Origin of the sequence: Psychromicrobium xiongbiense (assembly GCF_030271165.1) — a bacterium.
Classification (GTDB): Bacteria; Actinomycetota; Actinomycetes; order Actinomycetales; family Micrococcaceae; genus Renibacterium; species Renibacterium xiongbiense.
In genome coordinates this window covers 23,609-48,188 of record NZ_JASSZH010000020.1, presented here as the reverse complement: position 1 = coordinate 48,188, position 24,580 = coordinate 23,609, and the positions used below count along the sequence as shown (strand labels likewise).

At 64.0% G+C, this 24,580-nt stretch carries 20 protein-coding genes; 10 read left to right on the top strand and 10 right to left on the bottom strand.

Annotation, left to right across the window (positions count from 1 at the left end):
• The 4 genes from gatC to QQM37_RS07560 all read right to left on the bottom strand — a co-directional run bounded on the left by gatC (nt 1) and on the right by QQM37_RS07560 (nt 3,686).
• A complete protein-coding gene (gene gatC / locus QQM37_RS07575; RefSeq protein WP_285726169.1) occupies nt 1-297 on the bottom strand; it encodes an Asp-tRNA(Asn)/Glu-tRNA(Gln) amidotransferase subunit GatC in 297 nt (98 codons plus the stop codon).
• A gap of 205 nt (nt 298-502) precedes the next feature.
• Entirely contained in the window at nt 503-691 is a 189-nt protein-coding gene (locus QQM37_RS07570) for a hypothetical protein (protein ID WP_285726168.1), read from the bottom strand.
• 571 nt (nt 692-1,262) lie between these two features.
• Entirely contained in the window at nt 1,263-2,048 is a 786-nt protein-coding gene (locus QQM37_RS07565) for a hypothetical protein (RefSeq protein WP_285726166.1), read from the bottom strand.
• Between the two features lie 180 nt (nt 2,049-2,228).
• Nucleotides 2,229-3,686, bottom strand: a complete 1,458-nt coding sequence (locus QQM37_RS07560) for a CitMHS family transporter (protein WP_285726164.1) — start codon at nt 3,684-3,686, stop codon at nt 2,229-2,231.
• 186 nt (nt 3,687-3,872) lie between these two features.
• On the opposite strand from QQM37_RS07560, the gene QQM37_RS07555 reads away from it, so the two are divergent.
• The 6 genes from QQM37_RS07555 (at nt 3,873) to QQM37_RS07530 (ending at nt 9,742) form a co-directional block, all read left to right on the top strand.
• A complete protein-coding gene (locus QQM37_RS07555) occupies nt 3,873-5,633 on the top strand; it encodes a sensor histidine kinase (protein ID WP_285726162.1) in 1,761 nt (586 codons plus the stop codon).
• Entirely contained in the window at nt 5,630-6,316 is a 687-nt protein-coding gene (locus tag QQM37_RS07550; protein WP_285726161.1) for a response regulator, read from the top strand. Before QQM37_RS07555 ends, QQM37_RS07550 begins: the two co-directional genes overlap by 4 nt.
• Nucleotides 6,317-6,382: 66 nt before the next feature.
• Entirely contained in the window at nt 6,383-7,384 is a 1,002-nt protein-coding gene (locus QQM37_RS07545; RefSeq protein WP_285726159.1) for a J domain-containing protein, read from the top strand.
• Between the two features lie 71 nt (nt 7,385-7,455).
• Nucleotides 7,456-7,929, top strand: coding sequence for a tRNA (cytidine(34)-2'-O)-methyltransferase (locus QQM37_RS07540; RefSeq protein ID WP_285726157.1), 474 nt, complete (start codon nt 7,456-7,458; stop codon nt 7,927-7,929).
• Nucleotides 7,929-8,813: a class I SAM-dependent methyltransferase gene (locus QQM37_RS07535; protein ID WP_285726155.1), complete on the top strand. Its 885-nt coding sequence runs from the start codon at nt 7,929-7,931 to the stop codon at nt 8,811-8,813. The genes QQM37_RS07540 and QQM37_RS07535 overlap by 1 nt, the downstream gene beginning before the upstream one ends.
• A gap of 140 nt (nt 8,814-8,953) precedes the next feature.
• Entirely contained in the window at nt 8,954-9,742 is a 789-nt protein-coding gene (locus QQM37_RS07530; RefSeq protein ID WP_285726152.1) for a MerR family transcriptional regulator, read from the top strand.
• Nucleotides 9,743-9,778: 36 nt separating this feature from the next.
• Here QQM37_RS07530 and QQM37_RS07525 read toward each other — a convergent pair whose 3' ends face one another.
• The 3 genes from QQM37_RS07525 to QQM37_RS07515 form a co-directional block, all read right to left on the bottom strand.
• Nucleotides 9,779-10,759, bottom strand: a complete 981-nt coding sequence (locus QQM37_RS07525; RefSeq protein WP_285726150.1) for an electron transfer flavoprotein subunit alpha/FixB family protein — start codon at nt 10,757-10,759, stop codon at nt 9,779-9,781.
• 87 nt (nt 10,760-10,846) lie between these two features.
• Complete coding sequence (locus QQM37_RS07520; protein ID WP_285726314.1) at nt 10,847-11,653, bottom strand: electron transfer flavoprotein subunit beta/FixA family protein; 807 nt, start codon at nt 11,651-11,653, stop codon at nt 10,847-10,849.
• 191 nt (nt 11,654-11,844) lie between these two features.
• Nucleotides 11,845-13,524, bottom strand: coding sequence for a S1C family serine protease (locus QQM37_RS07515; protein WP_285726148.1), 1,680 nt, complete (start codon nt 13,522-13,524; stop codon nt 11,845-11,847).
• A gap of 352 nt (nt 13,525-13,876) precedes the next feature.
• Here QQM37_RS07515 and QQM37_RS07510 point away from each other — a divergent pair, with 352 nt between their 5' ends.
• From QQM37_RS07510 to QQM37_RS07495, 4 genes are all read left to right on the top strand, one after another.
• Nucleotides 13,877-15,973, top strand: a complete 2,097-nt coding sequence (locus tag QQM37_RS07510; RefSeq protein WP_285726146.1) for a TPM domain-containing protein — start codon at nt 13,877-13,879, stop codon at nt 15,971-15,973.
• 164 nt (nt 15,974-16,137) lie between these two features.
• Nucleotides 16,138-16,938 carry a PspA/IM30 family protein gene (locus QQM37_RS07505; RefSeq protein WP_285726144.1) on the top strand — a complete coding sequence of 267 codons (801 nt, stop codon included), beginning with the start codon at nt 16,138-16,140 and terminating at the stop codon, nt 16,936-16,938.
• 166 nt (nt 16,939-17,104) lie between these two features.
• Entirely contained in the window at nt 17,105-17,434 is a 330-nt protein-coding gene (locus QQM37_RS07500; protein WP_285726142.1) for a hypothetical protein, read from the top strand.
• Between the two features lie 152 nt (nt 17,435-17,586).
• Nucleotides 17,587-18,357 carry a YidC/Oxa1 family membrane protein insertase gene (locus tag QQM37_RS07495; protein ID WP_285726140.1) on the top strand — a complete coding sequence of 257 codons (771 nt, stop codon included), beginning with the start codon at nt 17,587-17,589 and terminating at the stop codon, nt 18,355-18,357.
• Between the two features lie 957 nt (nt 18,358-19,314).
• Here QQM37_RS07495 and QQM37_RS07490 read toward each other — a convergent pair.
• The 3 genes from QQM37_RS07490 to QQM37_RS07480 all read right to left on the bottom strand — a co-directional run bounded on the left by QQM37_RS07490 (nt 19,315) and on the right by QQM37_RS07480 (nt 24,379).
• Complete coding sequence (locus QQM37_RS07490; protein ID WP_285726138.1) at nt 19,315-20,289, bottom strand: class C sortase; 975 nt, start codon at nt 20,287-20,289, stop codon at nt 19,315-19,317.
• Between the two features lie 99 nt (nt 20,290-20,388).
• Complete coding sequence (locus QQM37_RS07485; protein WP_285726136.1) at nt 20,389-21,858, bottom strand: SpaH/EbpB family LPXTG-anchored major pilin; 1,470 nt, start codon at nt 21,856-21,858, stop codon at nt 20,389-20,391.
• A 76-nt stretch (nt 21,859-21,934) separates the two neighbouring features.
• Nucleotides 21,935-24,379, bottom strand: coding sequence for a hypothetical protein (locus tag QQM37_RS07480; protein WP_285726134.1), 2,445 nt, complete (start codon nt 24,377-24,379; stop codon nt 21,935-21,937).
• Between the last annotated feature and the right edge of the window lie 201 nt (nt 24,380-24,580).

Genomic DNA, 24,580 nt, shown 5'->3' with positions numbered 1-24,580 from the left:
TTACTCCTCATCCAGGATCGCGGGGACCTTGAAGCGGAATCCATCCGCATCCGGCGCGCCGGAGAGGGCTTGCTCGGCGGTCAGCACGTGACCCACCACATCCTCACGGAACACATTGCTCAGCGGGATTGGGTGGGAGGTGGCGGGCACATCGGCACCGGCGGCCTCACTGACGGACTGGACGGAGTCGACGATCAGGGCCAGTTCCCCGGCCATCCGGTCCAGCTCCTCAATACTCATGTCGATATGCGCCAGTTGCGCCAGATGCGCAACCTCGTCACGACTGATCTCAGCCATGGATCTCCCCTGCAACGTTCAAATGGTTTTCCGCTCCAGTCTACGTTGCTTCCGTTCAGTGCCCGGCGCTGCACAACTCGCAACCAACCTTGTTGCCGCTCTCCACAACTCAAACGCACACCCCAGCACCTCCGAATCATCACCGGGCTGTGAGGCACTCATAGATCTAACGATTCTCATACAACATGATCGTCGGATTTACCCCCTATGGAGGCTGACCCGCAGCCTGCTTCCCGTCATGCAGATCCAGCGCGATGAGCGCCTTCTCCGCAGTGTCGCCGCGGGCCTCACGTTCAGTGTTAAGGGGCGCCATACCGCGGGCGCGGCATGACCCAGTGGCGACATTCAGGTCCTGCTCCCCCGGCACGATGGCGGCATCATCAAAACCATTCATGTCAAAGAGCTCTCTGCAGGCACACCAACCCGAACACATCACCGCAGCTCAACGCGTTGGCCGACCGCGAAACCACGACCCGTGAGCCAACTCAGGTCCGACATCCGGTGTCACAATAGCCACAGCCGTCACGACCAAGGGGATTCCGCCGTACAGAGTGAAAGCAGATGCCAGCTTCGCTCACCCTGTACGGCGAGCAACTCACTGACGCGTTCACCATGCGGCTAGGTCAGGTCAAGCATCTAATCTACCGAGGCATACTTCGCTGCCTTCAGAGTGACGCAACGACCTGTGAACCTGGCGATGCTCGGATCCAGGTTCACAGGTCGTTGGGTCACTCTGAAGGCAAACTGACTATTTGGAATCCAGCGACCTACATTCCTTCGGTCGCTCGAGTTCGATCCTTGCCCTGCGCGCCCGCCGAACGTAGCGAATCAACATCCAACAACCCGCTAGCACGACTCCGATGATCACAGCATAAAGGGAAATCAAAATCCAAAATTGCTGCCAAGTTGAAGTGAATATCATTATACTTTTCGCACCAATCGCCTCGATACCATGGATAGAAATGTCATGGTGAGGTATCCCAGGCATTGGTGTAGCTCAGATGAAGAGTAACTGCAGCAAAACCCGAGACAAACGGGGCATCGAAGTTGTATTGACCTGTCGCCTTGGCCTCTCCATAACCATCCTGCTGTTTTAATAAGAACAGCGATGGATTGCTCATGGTGCCAACAACCGAACTCCCGCCGAGCCCCCGCAGATTGTTTATCTGCGAATAAAAGGTCCCCCCAGCCCCCTCATAGAGATCCGCGTAAAACCACACACTAAAAAAGGCTTGATCAGTAGCAATCCTACAATTGTCGACGCGCCAATACCCAGCCCCTGCATAGCTCTGACATTGCGTAATTGAACGCATGGAAGTGTTGGGGTTGGTTACAGACGCAGCCGAATTACCAGTAACTTGATTACCAGTAACTTGGACTGGCAACTCGACCGTCGACTTCGAAGCGGAACCATCCGAAAAGTGTCTGACCGTCTGCGAGTATCCACCCACCTGGCTTGTCACAGTGGAAACAGGTGTTCCGCCGGTCATCGATTCGGGAAGTCTCCCATTTAGGAAATTCTGGATGACTCTGTCTTGGTCGTCCTTTGGAACCCCCATTTGATCATAACTCGCCCTCACTGAGGCTTCTGCTTCAGCCGATAAATGACCGCCTTCCCCGTGAGTGGTCGGCCCAAGAGCAACAGCTGCACCGCTTGTAGTCGCAAGCATTAGCGTTGCAGCCAGAATACCGCCGATTGAGGCACGTCGTATGATGCGAAATTTTGACGGCGCCTTCCAAGCAAACCTCATGCTCATTTTCCTGACCTCCGAAATTGAACAACATTGTCCAAACCCAGATGGGTCATGCAGATCACCGAAACTCCGCATTCCTTGCGACCCGATGGGCTCTTGATAACATCCTGCCCTTGCGCCCCTTCCATTGTCAACACATAGGTGGGACTGAGCCGAACTTACAATTACGAATCAGGTCTAGTGACCGACCCCGATGGCTCCCGTCAGCATGCCGATTGCCAACATCACCAGAGAGACTACGGCAGAACGCCAGAGTACCTTTTTGTGGTGATCGCCCAGTTCCACAGAGGCCAGAGAGACCAGGAGCAGAATCGCCGGAACCAGTGGAGACTGCATATGGAAGGGCTGCCCGGTGATGGATGCGCGCGCCATGTCCGCCGCACCGAGGCCGTAGTGGCTTGCGGTCTCGCTCAGAATCGGCAACACCCCGAAGTAGAAGGCGTCATTGCTCATGAAGAACGTCATCGGGATGCTGAGCAGACCGGTGATCACGGCCATCAGGGGACCCATGCTCGGTGGGATGATCGCGACCAGCCACTCCGACATGTCTTTGACCATGCCAGTTCCGTTGAGCACGCCGGTCAGCACCGCAGCGGCCATGACCATGCTCACCACGGCCACAATCGACTGACCATGCGCCACCAGAGCCTTCGCCTGATCCTTCACACGCGGGAAGTTCACCAGCAGGGCGATGGCTGCGCCGACCATGAACACGTAGGGCAGAGGCAGCACGTCCATCACCAGCAGAACCATGATGGCGGCGGTCAGGGCAAAGTTGACCCAGATCAGCTGGGGGCGCAGGGTGGCACGGTTCGGATCCAGCGCAGTATCCGCCAGAGTCCCGGATCCACTCCCGGAACCACCGGCGAGCGCGGGCGTGATCTTCTCCATCAGCGCCGTCCGGGTACCGACCCGTCCGCCGCTGGCCTTGGACAGTGCGGAGCCGTTCTTCAGTTCCATGACATCGATGGCGGTGCCACCGGCGAAGGCTGCCGCCGCACCCCAGCGCTCCGGCTCGGCGACCATGAGGCGCTTGCGTTCCATCAGACCCAGCACCCAGGAGAACAGCAGCACCACGACCAAGCCAGCAATCAGTGCAGGCACCATCGGCACGAAGACTTCCGAAACGTTGATCTTCAGTGCAGAGGCAGCACGGGCCGTGGGCCCACCCCAGGGCAGGATGTTCATGGTGCCATTGGCCAGACCGGCCACACAGGTCAGGACGACCGGGCTCATCTTCAGCCGCAGGTAGACCGGCAGCATCGCCGCCGTGGTGAGGATGAAGGTGGTGGAACCGTCGCCGTCCAACGAGACGGCCATCGCCAGAACGGCGGTCCCCATGACCACCTTGGCCGGGTCGTTGCCCAGCTTGCGGAGAATGAACCGGACCAGTGGGTCAAAGAGGCCCACATCGATCATGGTGCCGAAGTAGATGATGGCGAACATCAGCAGGGCGGCCGTGGACGTCATCGAGCCCATGGACTTCATGATCATGGGGCCCAGGCCCAGCCCGGCACCGGCGAAGAGCCCGAAAATAGTAGGGACGAGGATGAGCGCCAGCACCGGCGTCATCTTCTTGGTCATGATGAGCACCATGAACACGGCGATCATGGCGAAACCGAGCAGGACAAGCATCCTTGCGCTCCTTGGGTCAAAGTTTTTGGCGCACCACACCACTGTGATGCTCGTCATAGAAGGTAGAGTGGCGCAGATCACCTCGAGGCCTTAAGTCCCCTTGATGGCGCTTGTGCTTGTTGATCGCGTTCTGCGCATTTAGCTCACACACAATCTGGGGTAGGCTCGCCTGCCGAAGGGAGTGCCATGCGAACACTGAAGTTCTCCACCCAGACCCTGTTGCTGCAGATGGCCGTGGTGCTCCTGGTGGTGTTCCTCTTCGCTCTGGCCTTCGGGTTCATCATGGTGGAGCGGATCACGCAGGATGCCGAACAGCAGGCGCTCACCCTGGCCCGGACCATCGCGGCCCAGCCCCAGGTGCGCGAGGAAGTGGCCACGATCAGCGCCCGGGACGGCACTCCCCCACCCAGCGTTCTGGACGACGGCCCGCTCGAACTACTCGCCGAAGCCGCCCGCCAACGTACCGACGCACTCTTCGTCGTCATCACCGATGAGATGGGTGTGCGACTGGCGCACCCCGACCCCCAACGACTCGCCGAGAAGGTCAGTACCGATCCCTCGGATGCCCTGGCCGGTCGCGAGGTGGTCACCCGTAATACCGGGACGCTGGGGCCTTCCGCCGGCGCCAAGGTGCCCATCTATGCCCCGGGCAGCGGGCCCAGCGGGAACGCCGGCGTCGTGGGTGTGGTGAGCGTCGGTTTTGAACGGGAGCCCCTGGGCAGCGCCCTGCTCAACGCAAGCGGGCCGGTGGCACTGACCGCGCTGGGTGCGCTGGGAGTCGGAGTCTTAGCCTCCATGCTGCTCCGAAAGCGACTGCGGCGGCTCACCCTCGGCATGGAACCGGAAGAGCTCACCACCTTGGTGCAGGATCAGGTGGCCGTGCTGGAGACCACCCACGAGGGCGTCATCGGCGTCTCACCTTCCGGGCGAGTGACGCTGGTCAACGCCACGGCGCAGAAGCTTCTGGATCTGGATCGCCAGGGACGGCAGCACCCGGGCTGGCCGGGACTGCCAGGCACCGACTGGAGGGAGGCTCCCGTTCCCGCGGCCCTGCGGGCGCTGACCCGTGAGAACGCCACCGAAGACGAAGTGCTGGAGCTGGTCACCGGTGCCCGCGTGGTCCTCGCCACCGCACGCAAAGCGGTGCACGATGGCGAGGACCTGGGCTGGGTGATCTTCCTCCGGGATCGCACCGAGCTGGCGCAACTGAGCCGGCAGCTGGAGTCGGTGAGCACGATGAGTTCAGCCCTGCGCGCTCAACGGCACGAGTTTGCCAACCAGCTGCACACCATCTCCGGGCTGCTGGACCTCGGGCACACCGCCCGGGCCGCCGAGTACGCGCACCGACTGGTGGAGACCGGCCCGCTGGAATTCCCGGTGGAGGGACTGGAACGGTTGCGCGAGCCGTATCTGCAGGCATTCATCGGGGCCAAGGGCGTCCGCGCCCGCGAGCGCGGCGTGACCCTGCGCGTCGGCGAAGACACCTTTGTCCGCGGCTCGGTGAAGGCACCGCACGATGTCACCACCGTACTGGGGAACCTGATCGACAACGCGATCAATGCCGCTGTCTCCGCCACCAGCGGCGAGGCTGGAGCGGAGCGCTGGGTCCGGGTGGATCTGCTGGATGAGCCAGATGCCGGCACGGTTCACGGGGCTGATACTGGCCATGAGGCAACAGTGCGGGGAACGCTGCATGCCGTCGTCGCCGACTCTGGTGACGGTGTCGCCGAGCCCGGTCGGCTATTCGAGGAGGGCTACACGGCCTCCGCGGTGCCCGGCCAGGGTCTGGGGCTCAAGCTGGCCAGAGAACTGGCGCTGCGTCGCGGAGGGGATCTGCAGCTTCTGGATCCCGGCAGCCCGGACGCCACCGGAGCAGTGTTCACGGTGAGACTGCCCACCGCCATGAGCTTTGATCTCACTCCTGACGAGTCCGAGGAGGACGTATGAGCCGCGGTTTCCCGGTTCTGATTGTGGACGATGATTTCCACGTGGCGACCCTGCACGCCAGCTATGTGGAGGCGGTGCCGGGCTTCCGGGTGGTGGGGCATGCCGGGAATGCCCAGCAGGCCTTGCAGGCCTTCCACTCGCTGCGGCCGGAACTGGTGCTGCTGGATGTTTACCTTCCGGACGGCTCAGGGCTGGACGTCCTGCGCCAGCTGGATTGCGATGTGATGATGCTCAGCGCCGCGGCGGATGTCACGTCCTTGCGCATGGCTCTGCACCGAGGGGCCCTGGCCTACCTGCTGAAACCGTTTGGCCAGGAGGATCTGGCTCAACGGCTTCGCTCCTACGCCAGGTACCGCCGCCTCCTGGAGAAGTCCATTCAGCTGGATCAGGACATCGTGGAGCGAGCCCGACGGTCCCTGCTGGGCACCGAGACATCTGCCCTCTCCTCACCCGCCCGGACGCGCAGCGCCACGGAACAGTCCATTCTGGAAGCGCTGACCGGCGCTCAAAGCGCATCCGGTGGAGCTGCGCTCTCGGCCCTGGAGGTAGCGGAGCAGGTGGGAGTCTCCCGTGCCACGGCGCAGCGCTACCTTTCCTCCCTGGCCGATGACGGCGCCGTCGACATCCAGCTGCGCTACGGGACCACGGGGCGGCCGGAACACCGGTACGCTAAGCGTCGTTAATCAGCACGAACCGCCGTTCTGAGCACTGGACTCTGAACCTTCTGAACTCCGCCTGAAAGTAGCCCTGTGTCTGCGCTGAACATCACCCACTATGAGGTGTTGGGCCTTGCCGTGACCGCGAGTGAGCAGGAGATCAAAGCCGCCTACCGCAAGGCCGCGCGGGCCACCCATCCGGATCACGGCGGCCGGGCCGAGGACTTCCGGCGGGTCACCGAGGCCTACCGCGTGTTGGGCGATCCGCTGCTCCGCGCTGGGTACGACGCCGCCTATGCCCGGCCTCAGGCCCAGAACCGCCGGGAAGGCGCCGGGAATGGGGCGTTCAGGACCGACCCCTGGGACGCTGGGTCCGAGGCTGGATACGGCGAGGCCGAAGACGCCGAGAACCGGCATCCCGAAGCCAGCGCCTTCACCCGCGGGCAGGCGAAGTCCCGCGAGGCCACGGGGCTGCCAATTTTTGTCCCGCCCTTCGGCGCGGACCAGGCTCCCCTGCTGCCCCTGGAGCTCGCCGCTCGCCAGATTCACGGTGCCCCACGCAAACAACGGCGCAGCCTCTTCGGCGCACAGGCCCGGCTGGTCCGGGAGGCCCGCACCATCGAGCTGCTGCAAGGCCAGATCCTGGCCCGATACCCCGCGAGCCGTCTGGTGAACGGGCTGGTCTCCCCGGTGGAGGCGGGCGGCATCGACCATGTGGTGCTGCAGGGCTACCGGATGGCGGTCGTCGGCTCCCTGATGGTGCCGGAGGGCGCGTACCGCTGGACCGGACGGGAGCTGGTGCACGGCGGCAGGCCGCTGCTGCCACCGAGCATCCTGCCCGCAGCCCATGCCCTGGGCCGGCTTTTCCCGGAGTGCACCGTCTCCGCATGGCTGGTGGTGCTCAGCCCCGGCAACAATCCTTTCGAACCGGTGATCGATTACCCCACCGGTGCCACGCCCGATGGCGGCGCGGGCCTGTCGGTGGTGGGCGCGGCGCGGCTGGGCCGTCAGCTCGGGTCATTCCTGGCCGCTGGCACCAGCCCGCAGGTGGTGGACCTGCGAATCCTGGCGCGCCTGCTGGGTGCGATGTACTGAGGACCGGGTGCTGAGGTTCGGCCCGGTGCCGGTCAGCGGGTTCAGCAGACAGCCTGGGTTAAGCTGAGGTGGTGCCTACGCCGCTGCGAATTCTGTTCTATACCCCCGAGATCCCCGGAAACACGGGCAACGCGATTCGCCTTGCCGCCGTCACCGGCGCCGAGTTGCACCTGGTGGAGCCGCTCGGCTTCGATTTTGAGGACGCCAAACTTCGCCGGGCGGGCCTGGACTACCACGATCTGGCCGTGCTGACCGTGCACCCGACGCTGGACGCCGCCTGGGAAACCCTGGCCCCGGAGCGGGTTTTCGCTTTCACCGTCGATGGCGAGACGCCCTACACCGAGATCAACTACCGGCCTGGCGATGTACTGCTCTTCGGCCCAGAATCCGTGGGCCTGCCCGCCGAGGTCAAGGCAGATCCCCATGTCACAGCCCGGGTCCGCGTGCCCATGGTCCCCGGGCGTCGCTCGCTGAACCTGGCGAACACCGCCTCTATTGCTGTCTATGAAGCGTGGCGGCAGCGCGGATTTGAAGGAGCTATCTGATGAGCAATCCGAACACGGCCAGCCAGGCATCACCAGCGCAGGCCACAGCCCCCAGGCCGCCCCAGTTCGCTCACCGGGATCCAGGCCTGGCCTTTACCGATGGGGCTGCGCAGTTCAACAGCTGGTCGGAGCAACTCTGGGATCCGGCGGCACGGATTGTCGTGGAACGCGCGGCTCTGACCCCGGGGCAGACCGTTCTGGACGCCTGCTGCGGAGCCGGAGCTGCCACCCTCCCTGCTGCTGAGTTGGTGGGGCCGGAGGGCGCGGTGGACGGCGTCGACCTCTCCTCGGGCCTGCTCGCCCTCGCTGGCCGCCGCCTGGCCGAGCGCGGAATCCTGCACACCACGCTGACCGAAGCGGATGTGACCAGCTGGCGTGGCCATCGCCGGTATGACGCCGTGCTGTGCTGCTACTCGGCGTTCTTCTTCAGCCCGATGGCTGCGGGGGTGGACCACCTGGTCTCGATGCTCGCAGCCGGCGGGATCTTCGTGATGAGCACCTGGGCGGAGGGCGCACTCTCGCCCCTCGCTGAGGTCATCCTGGAGGCTGCGGTCACGGAACGCCCGCGGCTGGCCGGAGTCACCCCGGAGCCCAACCGGAATATGGCCCTGATCTCCGATGTCGACTCACTGGAACGCTGGCTTCGCGCCCGCGGGCTCGTGAACGTGGCGGTCAGCATCGAACCCCTCAGCCTCACGGTCAGCGCCGAACTCGCCTGGGCGCTGGTCATGGGCAGCGGCTGGCGCACGCTGTTGCCGCGCGATCCGGAGGCCATCGCCCGCGTGCGTGCTCAGTTCCTGAAGCGCATCGCCAAGCTTAGTGATCCCCAGGGCCTCATTGCTTTCAACTCAGACACCCTGATCGGCAGCGGTCAGCGGGGCTGATCTTCTGCCTCGCTGTGTTCTCCTTATTCTGCTTCTCCTACCCTGCCGCTTGACCTTGACGTAACGTCAACTTTTATCGTGGAGTGTGAGCCGGAGGTTCGGGCTCACCGACAGGGTCAAAAGCATCCGGAGGCGGGATCATGGCACACATCAGCACCGACGACGCCGACCGCGCCCTGGGCCACTCAGACGCTCTGGGCATCTCAGAGGTGGCGCGTGCCGCTGGGGTATCCTCACGGACGCTACGCCACTACGCAGCCATCGGCCTGTTACAACCTGCCTGGACCGCATCGAACGGCTACCGCTATTACGAGCGGCCGCAGTTGCTGCGGCTTCAGCGGATTCTGCTGTTGCGTGAGCTCGGGCTCAGCCTGGACACCATTGCGGAGGTCCTCGCTGGCCAGCGCGATGCCGAGGAGGCCTTGCGCGTCCACCGCCGGTGGCTGCTCGCCGAGCGTGACCGGATGCAGTTGCTGGCCCGGACCGTGGAATCCACCCTGTCGGCGCTGAAAGAAGGAGGAATCATGAACACCGATGACCTGTTTGCCGGGTTCGAACAGAACGCCTATGAAGAAGAAGCCATCCAACGCTGGGGCAAGGACGCGGTAGAGAAGGCCAATGCCCGCTTTGCGCGGATGAGCCCAGCCGAGCGGCGGGACGTCGCCGCAGAGGTGGCTGCTATCAATGCCGGGCTGGCCCAGTGCCAGACGCTGGGACTGGCAGCCGATGACGATCGGGTTCAGGCCGTCATCGCCCGCCACTATGCGTGGATCGAATTGAGCTGGACGCCCACGGCGGAGGCGTACCGGGGACTCGGCCAGATGTACGTGGACGATCCGCGATTCCGCGCCTACTACGAGAAGGCCGGGGTGAGCCCGGAGTATCTGCTGAACGGCATCGAGCTCTACGCCGAACGGAATCTCGGCTAGCGCAGTTCGTCTAGCGCCAGTTTCGCCGGGCTGGATCTACCCCCTGCGGCGCAGGATCTCCTCGGTGGCCTGAGGCAGGACGGCGAAGAGATCGCCGACGATGCCGAAGTCGGCGATCTCGAAAACGGGTGATTCGGCGTCCTTGTTCACCGCGACGATGACGCGTGAGGTCTGCATTCCGGCCTTCTGCTGAATGGCCCCGGAGATGCCCACCGATATGTAGAGCTGCGGTGAAACAGTCACGCCGGTCTGGCCGACCTGTGCCGAGTGATCGATCCAGCCGGCATCGGTGGCAGCGCGGGAGGCTCCCACCGCGCCTCCCAGGGCGTCGGCGAGCGCCTCCACCGGCCCGAAGTCGCCGTCCACGCCGCGTCCGCCGGCCACGACCACCAGGGCTTCCGCCAGGGCGGGACGTGCGCTCTTGACCCGCTCGGTCACACTAACGATCCGGGTGCCACGAGCTGCCGGGGAGAAGGTGACCTCCACCGTCTCGAGGGCGACGTCGGAGGGGCGCTCCTCCTCGGCCACGGTTGAGGCCAGGACGCTGGTGGGCTTGAGCGTGAGCACTGCTACCGGAGAGTTCACGGCGGCATCGACCGTGTAGGAACCGGCGAGCACGGACTTCTCAGCCAGCCACCCGGCGGGTGTGTCCACGCCCGTCTTGAGGCCGACGACGTCGGTCACGATCCCGGCGTCCAGCAGCACGGCCGCACGGGCCGCCACGTCCTTCGCTTCGGGGGAATTCTCGGTCAGCACCACGACTGCTCCCAGCTGGCCTGCTGCCTGTGCAAGAAACTCTGCGGCGGGAGCCACCGAGTAATCGTGCAGCTCAGGCTGGGTGGAGAGCACCGCACGGGCCACACCGTAGTCCGCCAGCTCCACCAGCAGCCCAGCTCCAGGCTCCCCGCTGAGGATGGCGACCGGGTCGCCGAGCTGGCGTGCGGCGGTCAGCAGTTCCCGGCTGGCGGAACGGAGCGAGTCGGTGGGCTGGTCCAGGAATACTGCAACGGCACTCATCTCAGGGGCCTTTCTGACAAATTTTCTGGCAAATCACGGGGAAAGCGTCGGGAAACGTTCCAGGAATTCAGGGGGCTCAGAAGCGACTTAGAGCAGCTTCTGCTCGGCGAGGAAGTCGACCAGGCGGATCCCGGCGTCGCCCTCGTCGGTGATGATCGTCCCTGCCACCCGGGCTGGCCGCGGGCTGGCGTCCACCACGCTGGTCAGCGCGCCCGCACTGCCCACCTGACCGGGGTCGAGCTGCAACTGGGCCAGGTCATAGCTCGTGATGGTGCGCTTTTTCGCGGCCATGATGCCCTTGAAATTCGGGTATCGCGGGTGGTTCGCCTGATCGGTGACCGAGACCACCGCAGGCAACGTCACCTCGAGCTGCTCCGAACGATCGGCGTGATCCCGGCGGCCCTTCAGCGTGGTCCCCTCCAGCTCGAGCGACGAGGCGAAGGTCAGTTGCGGCAGGCCGAGCCGGGTGGCCAGCTGGGCCGGAATCACGGAGGTTTCGCCGTCAGTGGAGGCCATACCGGTCAGGATAAGGTCCAGGGGGCCAAGCGCGCTCAGCAGTGCAGCCAAGGCCCGGGAGGTACCTGCCGCATCGGATCCGGCGAGCGCCTCATCGCTGAGATGCACCCCTTCATAGGCGCCGATCTGCAGGGCCTTCTTCACTGCGGAGACCGCACCCTCTGGGCCCATCGTCACGGCGATGACGCGGTTCCCGGCGGCTTCGCCACCGCGCGCCTCGGCGATCTGCAGCGCGGCTTCCAGCGGGTACTCGTCCAGTTCGGAGAGGATGCTCTCCTGGCGGTCCAGTCGATAGTCCTGGGAATCGACGTCCCTGGAGCGCAGGTGCCGGTCAAACTGGGCGTCCGGCACCTGCTTGACCAGAACGGCGATGCTCAGCGGTGCAGCTGCTTCGCTCACGGGCTTCCCTTCATGTGGACGGAACTTTCGTGGTGGGGCTCTCCCTAGAGCTTAAGTGATGTTCGCGGCTCACCCCCACCCCACGCGACGTCGGAAGACACGGAATCCCGCCTCACCGGGTGGCAAGACGGGATTCCGTGCGCGTGAAGATGCTGCGTGGTGAAGATACTTCAGTTGGTGCTGGCGGTGCCCAGCGTCACATCCACTGACTGGCTCTTCCCGTTCCGCAGGAAGGTGACCTTGACGGTAGCCCCACCGGCCTGTTCCCGGACGGCAGCGGTCAGCGAGCTTGCGTCATCAATGACCCGGCTGCCGACGTTCGTGATGACGTCGCCCACCTGAATTCCTGCCTTTCCGGCAGGGGAACCCGAGTCCACCGTCGACACCAGGGCGCCGATGGTGAAGCTACTGGAGGAGCCATTCGCGGAGGAGCTGCTGTTGCTGCTTCCATTGGCCGCCTGCGGCTTGACCGAGACTCCCAGCTGACCGTGAGTGGCCTTACCCGTGGCGACGATTTCCTGCGCAACGCGCTTGGCGGTGTTGATCGGAATCGAGAAGCCGACTCCGATGCTGCCGGAAGCGCTGGAGCTGGAACTGGAACCGGTCCCGGCAATCGCCACATTGATACCAATCACCTGGCCCTGGCTGTTCACCAGCGCACCGCCGGAGTTACCGGGGTTGATCGCGGCATCGGTCTGGATCACATTGAGGCTGATCGAGCTCTGTGCCGTGGAGTTCGGTGACTGAGAGCCGCCGTTCGGCGGTGCGAATTTATAGGGGCTGGTGCCACCGCTGTTGCCACCGCTGTCCTGCCCCTGCGGTGCTGCCGAGGATGCGACAGAAATGGTGCGGTTCAGCGTGGAGACGATGCCGTCCGTGACCGTTCCACTCAGTCCCAGAGGCGCGCCGATCGCGATAGCGGTGTCCCCGACATTAATCTTGGAGGAGTCCCCCAGCTCCGCTGGGACCAGGCTCGGTGCATCGATCTTGATCACGGCCAGATCGTTGAGCGGATCGGTTCCCACCACCTTGGCGGCGAAGACCCTTCCGTCATTGAGCCGAACCTCGATGCTCGGGTTGGCCACCTGACCATCCAGCGTCACCACGTGGGTATTGGTCAGGATATTGCCGTTGGTGTCCAGAATGATGCCAGAGCCGGTACCGCCGGAACTGCCACTGGTCACTCCGATAGTGACGACGGAAGGCGAGGCTTTCTGAGCTGCCGCGGTGACCGCGTTGACTGCCGCAGTGTTGTTCACGATCAGCGGCGCATTTCCGTTCTGCGCTGCCGGCGTCGAGGTACTTGCCTGGGCGCCGAAGAATGCGGTGCCTGCTGCAGCGGTGCCACCGCCGACCAGCGCAGCAATGATCATGCCCGCCACCACGACGCCTGCACCATAGCGTTTCCGCGGCGCACGCTCCTGCTGCGGGCTGGGCGCGACAGCCACGCCATACGGACTGGTCTGCGGGTAGGTCTGCGGGTAAGTCTCAGGGTAGGTACTGCCCTGGTGTATGGCGGTGGGGCCGAAGGCCTCCCCTGTGTGGCCCTGACCGGTATGGCCCTGGTAGTGCTGTCCGTCCTGGGGCCTGTCATGGGAGGGCACACCGTGCTGCGCATGCAGGGGCTGCGAGGACGGCAGCGGCTGTGTCTCATGGGCACCGCCGAAAGACTGCGTAGCCAGCGGCGGGGCCGGGGGCACCGACGGGGCAGGCGGGAGGTTGGAAGACTGACCGGCATCGTGCGCGGGCATTTCCACTGTCTCGGCCGGTGTCTCGGCCGGCATATTTGCGGGCTGCTGGGGATCGTGGGGGTCGGGGATCCCGTGTGCTTCATTCTGATGCTCGCTCATGGCTGCGCTACTCCTCGTGGTGTTCTTGCGGTGTAGCGGGCGGCACCGATGTGAGGTGCGGTCCGCTGCCGGAGTCGTCGGTGTCCCGGTTGCTCCTTGGTGTTGCCTCTACTGTTCCGGGTCCAGATAAGCCCGTCGCGAAAGTTCGCTGGAGGACCGCTGTGAGAACGCCGGACATTTGCCGCACCCCAATTGTCCCGCACCGAGGCCATCATTTCGCCAGAGGCGTAGCGAGGAGGTTGGTACCGTTCGGGGGCGGACCATAGGATGGAAAAAAGCGTCAGCGCGGTCCTCATGGCCCCCTGTGGTCATCCCGTTCGGGGGCCGCCTATGCCGGTGGGAGGGCCTTCGAATGCGATCAGTTCTACGGACAGTGGGGCGCCTGGTCGGTGCCCTGGCGCTTGCGGGGGCACTGGCGCTGCCAGCCACCGCAGCGACGGCTGCGGTCCCTGCCGAAACTCCTGTGACCATCGGTGCCGGGCAGAACATTGTGGACCCGAACAACGCCCTGGGCAGCCGGACCTCTGAGGTGCAGTCCGCGATCAGTAAGCTCTTCACGGACAAGAAATACAACTTGTATGTCGTCATCGTGAAAACTTTTGACAACCCCTCCGACCCCACCGCCTGGGCCACCCAGGTGGGCGACACCAAGGGCATGAGTAAGTTCGATGTGCTGCTCGCCATCGCCACCGATCAGGGCAAGGCCACACTTCAACGCGGCAAGAACAGCGCCATCACCACCGCCCAGCGGGACAGCATCAACCAGAACGCCGTCGTGGCAAACCTGGCCAACGGCAAAAAGGACTATGCGCAGGCCGCCATCGACACCGCAGCCGCCGTCGGGGATGCCGCAGGGGGCGGCAAAGGCACCGTTCCGACGGCCGCCAGCGCTGCCGGCGGCATCATCACCGTCGTGGTACTCCTGCTGCTCGCTGGCGGTCTGGTGACCTTTGTCATCTTCCGGCGCAGGAAGAAGCAGCGGGCCCTCGTCACGGCGCAGGCCTCCGGCTACGGCCCCCAGGGCCAGCAGCTCGATCCGATGGCCGGTGTCAGCGTGGAAGAGCTGCGCAAGCGGGCGGGTTCCCTGCTGATTGCGGCCGATGACGCCATCAAATCCAGCGAGCAGGAGATCGGTTTCGCTCAGGCCGCCTATGGCGACGAGGCGGTCAAGCCCTTCCAGGCGGCCCTCGAGGCGGCCAAGGGCCATATGGCGGAATCCTTCAAACTGCAGCAACAGCTCGATGACGAGATCCCGGACACGGTGGAGCAACAGCGCGCCTGGTACGGCGAGATCATTCGCCGCTCCGAGGCGGCACATCAGGCGCTCGCGGAGCAGAAGGGCAACTTCGACTCGCTGCGCGAGCTGGAGCGCACCGCTCCGCAGGTTCTGGCTCAGGTGGCCGCCAATGCGCAGAGTGCCCGCAGCGCGCTCGATGCCGTACAGGCCTCCCTGGTGTCCCTGCACGCCCGCTACCCGGAGTCTGCGCTGAGCCAGGTCCGGGACAATGCCGCCCAGGCCAAAGAGCGTCTGGACTTTGTCGACACTGCTGCGGCTAATGCCTCCCAGCGCCTCGCCGCCGGCGATCATTCCGGCGCGGCAGTCGGGGTACGCGCCGCAGAAGAAGCCCTGCATCAGGCCACGGTGCTCGAGGACGCGGTCAGCAAGGCGGCGGCAGATCTGCAGAACGCGGAGCAGGCGCTGCCCGCAGCACTGAACAGCGCCACCACCGATCTGGCTCAGGCCAGAGCAATGGTGGCCAATGATCCTACCGGTCAGGCTGCGGCACAGGTGGCGGCTGCCGGTGCGGTCTTTGGCCAGGTACAGTCCCAGCTGTCCACCGGAAGCTATGATCCGGTGGCCCTACTGCACCAGGTGGAGCAGGCCCACACCAATCTGGATCAGTTGCTGACCGGCATCCGGGACCAACAGCAGCAGGCTCAACGGGCCCAGGCCTCGCTCCAGCAGGCCGTGATGAGCGCTCAGGCCCAGATTTCCGCCACTCAGGACTTCATTGCCGCACGCCGTGGCGGGGTCGGCACCGAGGCACGCACCAGGATTTCCGAGGCGCAGCGCAATCTTGACTATGCCCTCTCGATCCAGCGTACCGATCCGGTGACCGCGCTGGCTTACGCCAACCAGGCGACGTCGCTGGCCCAGCAGGCGGCCCAGGCCGCGCAGAACGACGTCAATCAGTTCTCGCTGGCCGACTCCGGCTACGGCCGTGGATACGGCAACTACGGTGGGGGCGGCGGTGGTTTTGGTGGTGGCTTTGGCGGTGCCATTCTGGGCGGAATCCTGGGCGGCATGATTTCCGGCGGACATCATGGTGGCGGCGGATTCGGTGGCTGGGACTCTGGTGGTGGCTGGGGTGGTGATTCCGGCGGTGGCTGGGGCGGTGATTCCGGTGGCGGCTTCGGCGGAGACTCTGGCGGCGACAGCAGTTTCTGATGACTCCCACGACTGACTTGATTCTCGACGCGGCTTGATTCTGGGCGTTGCTTGATTCCAGGTCTGGCCATCAAGTTGAATTTTTGACACAGTAAGTACCAGATTCCGCAAGCTCCCCGAGCTGTAGCGGATTGAACCGCACTCCGTACTGAAAGGCAGTACCCATGGCAAAGCAGTCCATCTTTGGCCGCATCGCGCAGCTGGCCAAAGCAAACATCAATTCAGTGCTTGACAGTGCCGAAGATCCGCAGAAGATGCTGGACCAGATGGTGCGCGACTACACGAACAACATCGCGGAAGCGGAATCGGCCGTCGCACAGACCATCGGCAATCTGCGGATGCTCCAGGACGACTACAACGAAGACCTCCGCAATGCGCAGGACTGGGGCAATAAGGCCCTCGCCGCGAGCCGGAAGGCTGATGAGTTCCGGGCCGCAGGTAACGCCACCGACGCCCAGAAGTTCGATGATCTGGCCAAGGTCGCCCTGCAGCGTCAGATCTCCTCGGAGAATGAGGCGAAGACCGCTGCACCGAACATCGCCTCGCAAGAAGCGGTGGTGGAGCAGCTCAAGACCGGTCTGAACCAGATGAAGACCAAGCTCACCGAGCTGGCGTCCAAGCGCAATGAGCTGGTGGCCCGGGCCAAGACTGCGCAGGCGCAGTCTCAGGTCAACCAGGCCATCGGCAGCATCGACATCATGGATCCGACCAGCGAGGTGGGCCGGTTCGAAGACAAGATCCGTCGCGAAGAAGCGCGGGTCCGTGGCCAGCAGGAACTGCAGGCCTCGAGCCTGGACGCGCAGTTCAACTCCCTGGAGGATCTGGGTGAGCAGACCGAGATCGAAGCACGTCTGGCAGCCCTCAAGGCGGGCTCGGCCCCAGCGGTGACCGCCAGCGCACCGGCCGCGGCAGCCAATCCGGCAACGCTGCCCACGGTCAATGAGGATGACTTCAAGACCCTCTGAGTCAAAGTCCGGATGGGCTGACAAGCTGGGGTGGGAACGTTCCGTTCCCACCCCAGCTTTTTTGCGCCGTCTTTTCCGGTCGGCTTTCCGGGGGTGTTCGCTCCCGGCGGAGCCATATCTGCCGTTTTCCCAGGCCGCTCCCCCACCGCACTGATAGGCTCGAAAGATGACAACCTCAGGGCTGCGCACTCCGGAAGCACGGGCTTCCCTGCTGCGTGCTCTGCTCGGATTCTTCATTCCGCTGAGCATTCTGGCCGCCGTCGTCATGCCTCTGCTGGGCAGCCCCAGCCTGATGACGGCTCTGGTCGCGACTGCTGCGGTCTGTGCCCTCTCAGCGAGCGGTGCCATGCTGGTGACCCGCTCCGCCGCACGGCCTGCCGCGGTGCGGCTGGTCAACCGGGATTACCCGGGCCCTGAGCGATTCCGGGTTGCCGATGATCCGCACCTTTCCGGGCGGCCCCGGCCCCGCGCTCCGTCATCCTCCTGCTCGCAGTAGCAGGAGGATTTTCGCTGGCCTTCGGGTCATTGGCCTTCGGGCGTCGGCCTACAGGCCAAGCGCCTACAGGTCTTCACTTCTCTCCTCCTCGCTGCTGCCTCTGACATGCCTGGTCATTTCAGTCACATCAGTTTCACCTCAGCGAGGACACCATGAATATCTATGCTTTTGCACCCATTGCCTGGGCCCTGGATCTCGGCTACACCTTCCTTCAATGGCTCAGCAGCCTGCTGGCACCCCTGACAGGTGAGCTCTCCGCGGGGCTGGCCGTCATCGTGCTCACCCTGGCCGTACGCACTCTCCTGATCCCGGTGGGTCGCTCTCAGGTCAGGGGTGAACTGGGCAGAGCCCGGATTGCGCCGCAGCTGGCCGACCTTCAACGGCGCTACGCCAAGAGACCGCAGGAACTCAGCGAGAAGACGCTGGAGCTGTACCGCTCCGAAGGCGTCTCCATGTTTGCTGGCATCGGCCCGGCCATCCTGCAGGCACCCGTGCTGATCACGGTATATGGGCTGTTTGTGCTGACTAGCATCGGCGGCCATGCCAATGCGCTTCTGGACGCAAGCCTGGCCGGGGTACCGCTTGGGCAGTCGCTGGTGCATCTTCTGAGCACAGGACCGGTCTTTCCCGGCGTCATCATCTACGGCGTGATGCTCGCGGTCATCGTGGCCGTGGCCGAATACAACCGCCGCCGGATGATCCGGTTGTCCCGGAGTGCATCAGCAACCACCGGGTCCCTGGCCACGATGACCCGGATCATGCCCTGGCTGTCCTACGTGAGTGCCGTCACTGCGATCTTCGTCCCGCTTGCCGCGGGCCTTTACCTCGCCACGACCACGCTGTGGACCGCCATCGAACGCGCGGTACTGCACCGGCGTCTGTCCTTGCGCTCAGTGCCTCACGTCAAGATACTCGCAAAATGATGTCCTTGACCGCGGCCCGCTCCAGTGGCAAAGTGAGTACGCCCGCACGCACCAGCATCACCGAGGCCCATCGTTCGATCGAGAAGGTGCAGCCCACGTGAAAAAATCATCCTTGCCATCCTGGGAATGACCGTTGCATTGACAGTATCGTTCCTCGGCTCCCTCCCGGCACAGGCCTCTGTGCCGACACACATCAGTGGTTCCTCTGTTGCTTCCATGGCATTCAGCGCCCTAACGGGGAGTGGCATTTCTCAGATGGATCTGCCGTCACCCATCCAAAGCCCCAGCGGAGGAGCCGCCAGCCCCATGGACGTTGCTGGGCAATATTACCGATATTGTGAAGGTTCGAATGGATCTACGTGGGCATGGCCTGACTGGCAGGATCCCGCATTGTGCCAAGGCATGATGGATGTCTATATCAGCGGCAACCAAGTGGCTCATTACAATGCCTATCTCTACTCTCTGGGCAGCGATCGGAACCCCATTACTCTTACTTGTATGGCTGGCTTGACCTACCTGTGGATGACTGCTGGTGGCGACGTTACACCCCTCGGCTGGGTGAATGATGCGGTCGCTGGATCCCTCACCATCCTCGGGTGTTTGGGGTACTAGCCGCGATGGTCAAATACCGAAACTCGTTCCTTGGGATGTTGGCGACCGGGCTATTTTTCACGGTGATCACCGTGATCCCCGACGGTTCTGTCAAGGTCTCAACTTGGGTCGCTATCTGTTGGTCAGCCCTGGCAGTTGTTCTACTCCTCGTTTCAATGATTGAAACGAGTCGGAAGAAAGGCAACAAGTAGGCTCAGAATGATCGGTGTGAGCCATCCTGCCTTTGGCAGCTGACCTGCAATGCTGGACCTGTTTTGCCGCCACTCCTTCGAAAGCGCACTGAGTAGCAGAAGTTGCTGAGTGGAACAGCTGAGTGGAGTCGTTTCCACGTGCAACTTCTGCTACTCAGTGAGGAGAGAGGGTTGGGAGTGGGAGGACGTCGGGCCCGGAATCCGCTGGCTCCGGCGAGGTGCGGGATCGGCCGGAGGCCCAGACGTAGGTACTCAGCAGCAGGCATGCGCAGCCGATGACGACAATCCACCACGGAAATCCCGGGCCGGCAGGAGCGGCCGCTGCACTGGCGGCGTCCCGGGCCGGCGTGGGCAGTACTCTTTCTCCGGTCACCAGAATTCGCTGGCTGTTGATGCCCAGCGGTGTGCAGGTCACCAGGGTGACGAGGTCCTTGCCGGGAACCGGGTCAAGTGCGCTGGTCTGATCCGGGTCCACGACTTTCGTGTCGACCACCCGATAGGTCAGCACTTCCTGGAAGACCGTGACGGTGAACGTATCGCCCACCTTGACCTTGTCCAGATTCGTGAACAGCGTCGAGGTGGGCAACCCCCGGTGTCCAGTCAGGACGGCGTGCGTTCCGACTCCGCCAACGGGCAGCGCCGTTCCTTCGAGATGCCCCACCCCCTGGGCGAGCACGTTGTCGCTGGTACCGTGAAAAATCGGCAGATCGACATCGATCGACGGGATCTTGATCCGCCCCATGGTGCCGTACTGATCACTGGCCAGCAGCTTGTTGTATTCAAAGCCATTCGAGACACCGGTGCCGAGCGCCTCAGGCTTTCGCTCATTGGCGGCGAAGGTGGCTGTACCGCTCAGAGCGGCGTTGTAGCGTTGAGCCTCGGTCAGTGCACCCTCTACCACCGAGGGCGCCAGCACCGAGACGCCCTGGCCGTAGGTGGTCAGTTGCTGAGCCTGCTGGACTGAACTCACCCAGGCTGCGGCTGTCGGATAGAGCAGGACCAGGACGCCCACCAGACACACCGTCGCGATGAAGAGTGCGAACTTTGGCAGCCGCCAACCGCTACCCGCCGGGTGCCCGGCAGGCACCGCTGTGGCGAATCGCCGTCCTACCCTGCTGTTCTGCCGCACCAGATTCTCCTCTGACCGATCGTCATCCGACAGGGGTGGGGCCGCCCCCAAGCGGTCCCACCCCTGTCTCGTCGTGTGGCTGTCACCACCCGACTGGGATCAGTGCTGCGCTCCGCGCTTCCGGCGAGCCCGGACCAGCGCCGCACCGCCTGCCACCGAGATCAGGCCGATGCCGCCAATCAGGAACATCGCTGCCCCGCTGCCACCGGTCAACGGCAGGGAGAACGGTGGGACCGGCGGATCGCTGACCTGCACCACGGGAGCATTCGCCACCGAGCCCGTCTGCACCGTCAGGGTGTAGGGCGAGGACGGCGTGAATCCGGCGGCCACCTGATAGCCGACCGGCGCCTGGGTCTCCACCAGGTAGTAGGTGCCCGTCTTCAGGCCCGGGATGGTCGTGTTACCTGAGGCATCGGTGGTGAAGGTCGTTGCCTTCGTCCCACCGACCAGCACACCCACCGGGTTAGTGCCCGCTGCGGCATCGGCCGTGCTCAGATACACGCTGAATACCGCGCCCTGAAGCGCCTTCTGGGTGTCGGCGTCCTGCTTGTGGATGCTCGCTGCACCCCAGGTCGTCTGCACCGAGCTGCTCGGGAATGACGTGTTGTTGACATTGACCGATGCGGTGTTCTGGATGGTGCCGGAACCGATCGAGTTCACCGTGGTGGCGAACGCCAGTTTGACCGTGCCGCCTTGATGCGCCTTCAGGTTGGTCAGCCCCTGAGCGGTGAAGGTCACCGTGAGGGTGCCGCCGTTGAGCGCCACTGTGTAGTCCCCCGAGGCCAGTGTGACCGGGTTATTGGCAGCATCGGTGAAGGTCACCACGGCCGACGACGGCGTGTAGGTCAGTCGCGAATCCAGCGGATCCGTGAGGGAGAAGGACGTGAGATCCTGCCCGCTCGGGATGTTCGGAACCTTCGCGGTCACCGTCCAGTTCACCGTATCGCCCAGACCGTGCGCCGCAGAATCGTCAACAGTTTTGGTGATCGAGGTGGTGGGGTTCTTCGGGTAGACATTGACGGTGCTCAGCCAGCCTGCACTGCCCGTGGTCGGAAGCGGGACGCTCACCAGGAACGGCGGTGCCAGTTGCGTGATCTGGTTGGATCCGGCGGACACCTCCGTGACGACGTAGACGCCCATCTGGGTGATGCCGCTGAAGTCCGCAAGGCCGTTCACATCGGTGACCTTCGTGGTGCCGGTACCGAGTGTGTAGGTGGTCGTTCCATCGGAGACGGTCCCGTTGGAACTCACCGTCAGTTTGCCCGCGGTCGTCCAGCCGGCGTTGGTGCTCAGATCGACGTTGTTCACCAACTGGATCTGGTAGGTGACGCCGGCCAGTGGTGTGAGGCCTGCCGTATTGACGGCTGTGCCGTCGTGGGCCAGATTCGTCGGCGTCGCGGGCTGCACAAATTTATGAATGGCGATGTCGTACGGTCCCGGCGGCAGGTTGGGTGGAGTGGCCGCAGAAGCAGCCCCTCCCCCCAGTAGCGCCCCGAGCAGGCCCAGTACGGTGACTCCCACCAGTTGCAGCGAGCGTCGTGCCCCCCACCTGCGAGTCGTCGTTGTCATGGTGTTCCTTTCCCCCAATGGTCTTCGCCAGAATGCGAAGAAAATATGTGACGTGAAGTCGTGTGAATGACGCAGTTCAGCGGCGTGCGGCCCGGACCCGGTGGATCTGCCACAGAGCCATCAGGGCCAGGCCCAGCAGGAGCAGCCCACCACCGCCAATCCAGATCGAGTCGGCACCGATACCGCCGGTGAGCGGCAGCATCGGAGCAGGGACGCTCTGATTGACGAAGCGGTAGTACACGTGTTGCCCCGCGGGCACCGTGACGTCCGTACTGGCGACGTCCGTCCAGGTGGTGCCGTCGGTAGAGATCTGAAGGCCCAGGGCGAGATACGGCAGGTTTGCGGCAACCGACGTCTCAGACAGGGTGTACTTCGTCCCGGGTTTCACCTCGAAGGTATTGGCGGCCGCTGTGGTCTCCGAACCGGCGATGCTGTTCTGCGCTGGCAGCGTGTTGTCCGAGGGAACCAGCTTCAGTGTGAACTGGCTGGCCGTCAGACCGGTGCCTGAGATGTGTTTGAGTACCGTGATCTGAGCAGTGGTGTTGGTGATCGTGCAGGTGGCGCTCTGCCCGTAGGCCAGCGAGACCGCCCCGCCCGCTGGAGTCACCGTTCCCGTACTCGCCACACACTGCCAGCCTGCCGCCGTGGGCACGTAGACATTGGGCCCGCCGCTCTCCGCGAGCGCGTATGACGCCCCCGGGGTCAGTGCCGCCGTCGCAGCGCTGGTGCCACTGGCACCGTTAGGTCCGGCCAGGGTTCCCGCTGGTCCGGTGGCGCTCAGGGTCCAGGCGGTGACTGCGGCCGAACCGACATCAACCTTCTTGACCAGGGTGAGATTCTGCGTGCACGTCACCGCGTTGGTGATCGTGTAGGTGTTCGGCGAAGGATTCCTGACCAGCGTCGAGGAGTAGGGCAGCGCTGCGGACACCGCCGCGCCGTTGGCGGAGGTAACGGTCGATGACGCCACCGTGCAGCCCGGCGGGACGGTGATGGCGCGCTCATTGATGCTGACCGACTGGCCCAGCGAGTATCCGGTGCTCGCCACACCCCAGGTGACGTCGGTGCCGTTGACGGTGGCGGTGGCGCCAAAGCCCGCGGGCAGAGCGTTTGCCGTATCCCCTGCCTGGGCCGGCACGTGGAACGTCCCGATCGGATGGCCCGCGGCATCGGCAATCGACCAGAGCTTATTGACCAGCACCGACTGGGCGGCCGGTGTGTTGCTCAGGGTGCAGACCACGGCGGTTCCGGCCTGACCGGCCGCCGGCAGCGGTATGGTGACCGAGCCCGAGGTGCCGGTGCCCGATCCGCCGGCACCGGTGCAGGACCAGGAGGTGGAGTAGTCGGACAGGGCCGAACCTGAGCCCGCGGCCATCAGCTCAGAGAATTGGTAGGTGGAACCGGCCAGAACGGGCAGGGTCAGCTGCTTGGCCTGAACACCGTTCGCGCTGCCACTGGTGGTCGTCGAACCAATCGTCGCCCCGGCTTTCGCAAGGTTCAGCGTGAACTGATCGGTGGCCGTGGCCCTGCCCACCACGTTCTTGCGGATGGTCAGCGTGGCCGGCGAATTGCAGCTTGCCAGGTCCGTGCTGGAACCGCCCAACAGATTTGCCGCTGGGGTGAGCTGAGCCCAGCTCGTCGGATCGTAGCGCGCCAGCTGGCTGGTGTTGCCCAGGTAGACCGAGCCGTCCGCATCGAAGGCCATACCGTTGACCGCCGTGATGGAGATGGCTCCGGGGGTGCTCGACGCGGCATTGATGGCGTTGCCGGGATGAGCTTCCGCTGCCGCGAGGTCGGCTGCGGTAACCGAGTAGATATTGGTGGTGGATGCGGCCCCTGAGCCGGGACTTCCCGAACGCACCAGGAACAGATTCCCGGCCGCATCGAAGGCCATATCACCGTTGTTGTTGGCATCCGAGGCGGTGATTCCGGTCGGCACAAAGCCCAGGTTCGTGATGGCCTGCGTCGCAGGATCGTACTGGTACAGGGCATACACCCACTGGTTCGCGTAGGTGCCGGTGGTCGGGTAATTGGTTCCGGCGAAGAGGAACTTACCGGTGGCCAGATTCACCGCACCCGTGACCAGAGAAGAGGTGTTGCCTGTCTTGTAGGACAGCTGCGTCCTGGTCCAGGATCCGGTCGAGGCGCTCCAGCTGAGAATGCTGTCAACGTCCTGGGACGCACTTCCGGCCCGGGTGTAGGCGTACATGGCGGAGCCATTTGCCGCGATGGCCAGGCCGTTCACCGCAGTGGGAAGGTTTGCCAGCGTGCTCCACCCGTCATAGGTGGTCGCCGTGGGTGAACTCGTATTGGCACCGGCGACCTGGATGATGTGCCCGTCACTTTGGACGGAGTACACATAACCGCTGCTGCAGACAGGTCCGCCGGTCAGCTGGGCGGCCCCGGCCGGCCCGGCAGTGCCGCCGATCACCAGGAGCGCGAGCATCACAGCAAGCCCGGCGCCCAGCACCGAATGCCATCGTGCGGTTAGACGGTGCGCGTCAGGCACAGCGGCATGACGCATAGAAATTCCAAACTGCATTCTGTGCGACCCCCCAAAGTCGTCCACAGATTTTCAGCAGGAGCGCACTGTCAAAGCAGCCCCTACCGAATTTCCCCCAATATTCAAGCTATGCGAGCGGCACGCCATCGGCGACCGATTGTCACATAGTACACACACCCAGGCAATCTGCCTAAGACCGGTTCTTGCGTGACATCTGGAAGT

Coding starts and splice junctions, on each gene's coding strand:
- gatC (WP_285726169.1), bottom strand. CDS start 297: ATGGCTGAGATCAGTCGTGACGAGGTTGCGCATCTGGCGCAACTGGCG.
- QQM37_RS07570 (WP_285726168.1), bottom strand. CDS start 691: ATGAATGGTTTTGATGATGCCGCCATCGTGCCGGGGGAGCAGGACCTG.
- QQM37_RS07565 (WP_285726166.1), bottom strand. CDS start 2,048: ATGAGGTTTGCTTGGAAGGCGCCGTCAAAATTTCGCATCATACGACGT.
- QQM37_RS07560 (WP_285726164.1), bottom strand. CDS start 3,686: ATGCTTGTCCTGCTCGGTTTCGCCATGATCGCCGTGTTCATGGTGCTC.
- QQM37_RS07555 (WP_285726162.1), top strand. CDS start 3,873: ATGCGAACACTGAAGTTCTCCACCCAGACCCTGTTGCTGCAGATGGCC.
- QQM37_RS07550 (WP_285726161.1), top strand. CDS start 5,630: ATGAGCCGCGGTTTCCCGGTTCTGATTGTGGACGATGATTTCCACGTG.
- QQM37_RS07535 (WP_285726155.1), top strand. CDS start 7,929: ATGAGCAATCCGAACACGGCCAGCCAGGCATCACCAGCGCAGGCCACA.
- QQM37_RS07530 (WP_285726152.1), top strand. CDS start 8,954: ATGGCACACATCAGCACCGACGACGCCGACCGCGCCCTGGGCCACTCA.
- QQM37_RS07525 (WP_285726150.1), bottom strand. CDS start 10,759: ATGAGTGCCGTTGCAGTATTCCTGGACCAGCCCACCGACTCGCTCCGT.
- QQM37_RS07515 (WP_285726148.1), bottom strand. CDS start 13,524: ATGAGCGAGCATCAGAATGAAGCACACGGGATCCCCGACCCCCACGAT.
- QQM37_RS07510 (WP_285726146.1), top strand. CDS start 13,877: ATGCGATCAGTTCTACGGACAGTGGGGCGCCTGGTCGGTGCCCTGGCG.
- QQM37_RS07505 (WP_285726144.1), top strand. CDS start 16,138: ATGGCAAAGCAGTCCATCTTTGGCCGCATCGCGCAGCTGGCCAAAGCA.
- QQM37_RS07500 (WP_285726142.1), top strand. CDS start 17,105: ATGACAACCTCAGGGCTGCGCACTCCGGAAGCACGGGCTTCCCTGCTG.
- QQM37_RS07495 (WP_285726140.1), top strand. CDS start 17,587: ATGAATATCTATGCTTTTGCACCCATTGCCTGGGCCCTGGATCTCGGC.
- QQM37_RS07485 (WP_285726136.1), bottom strand. CDS start 21,858: ATGACAACGACGACTCGCAGGTGGGGGGCACGACGCTCGCTGCAACTG.
- QQM37_RS07480 (WP_285726134.1), bottom strand. CDS start 24,379: ATGCGTCATGCCGCTGTGCCTGACGCGCACCGTCTAACCGCACGATGG.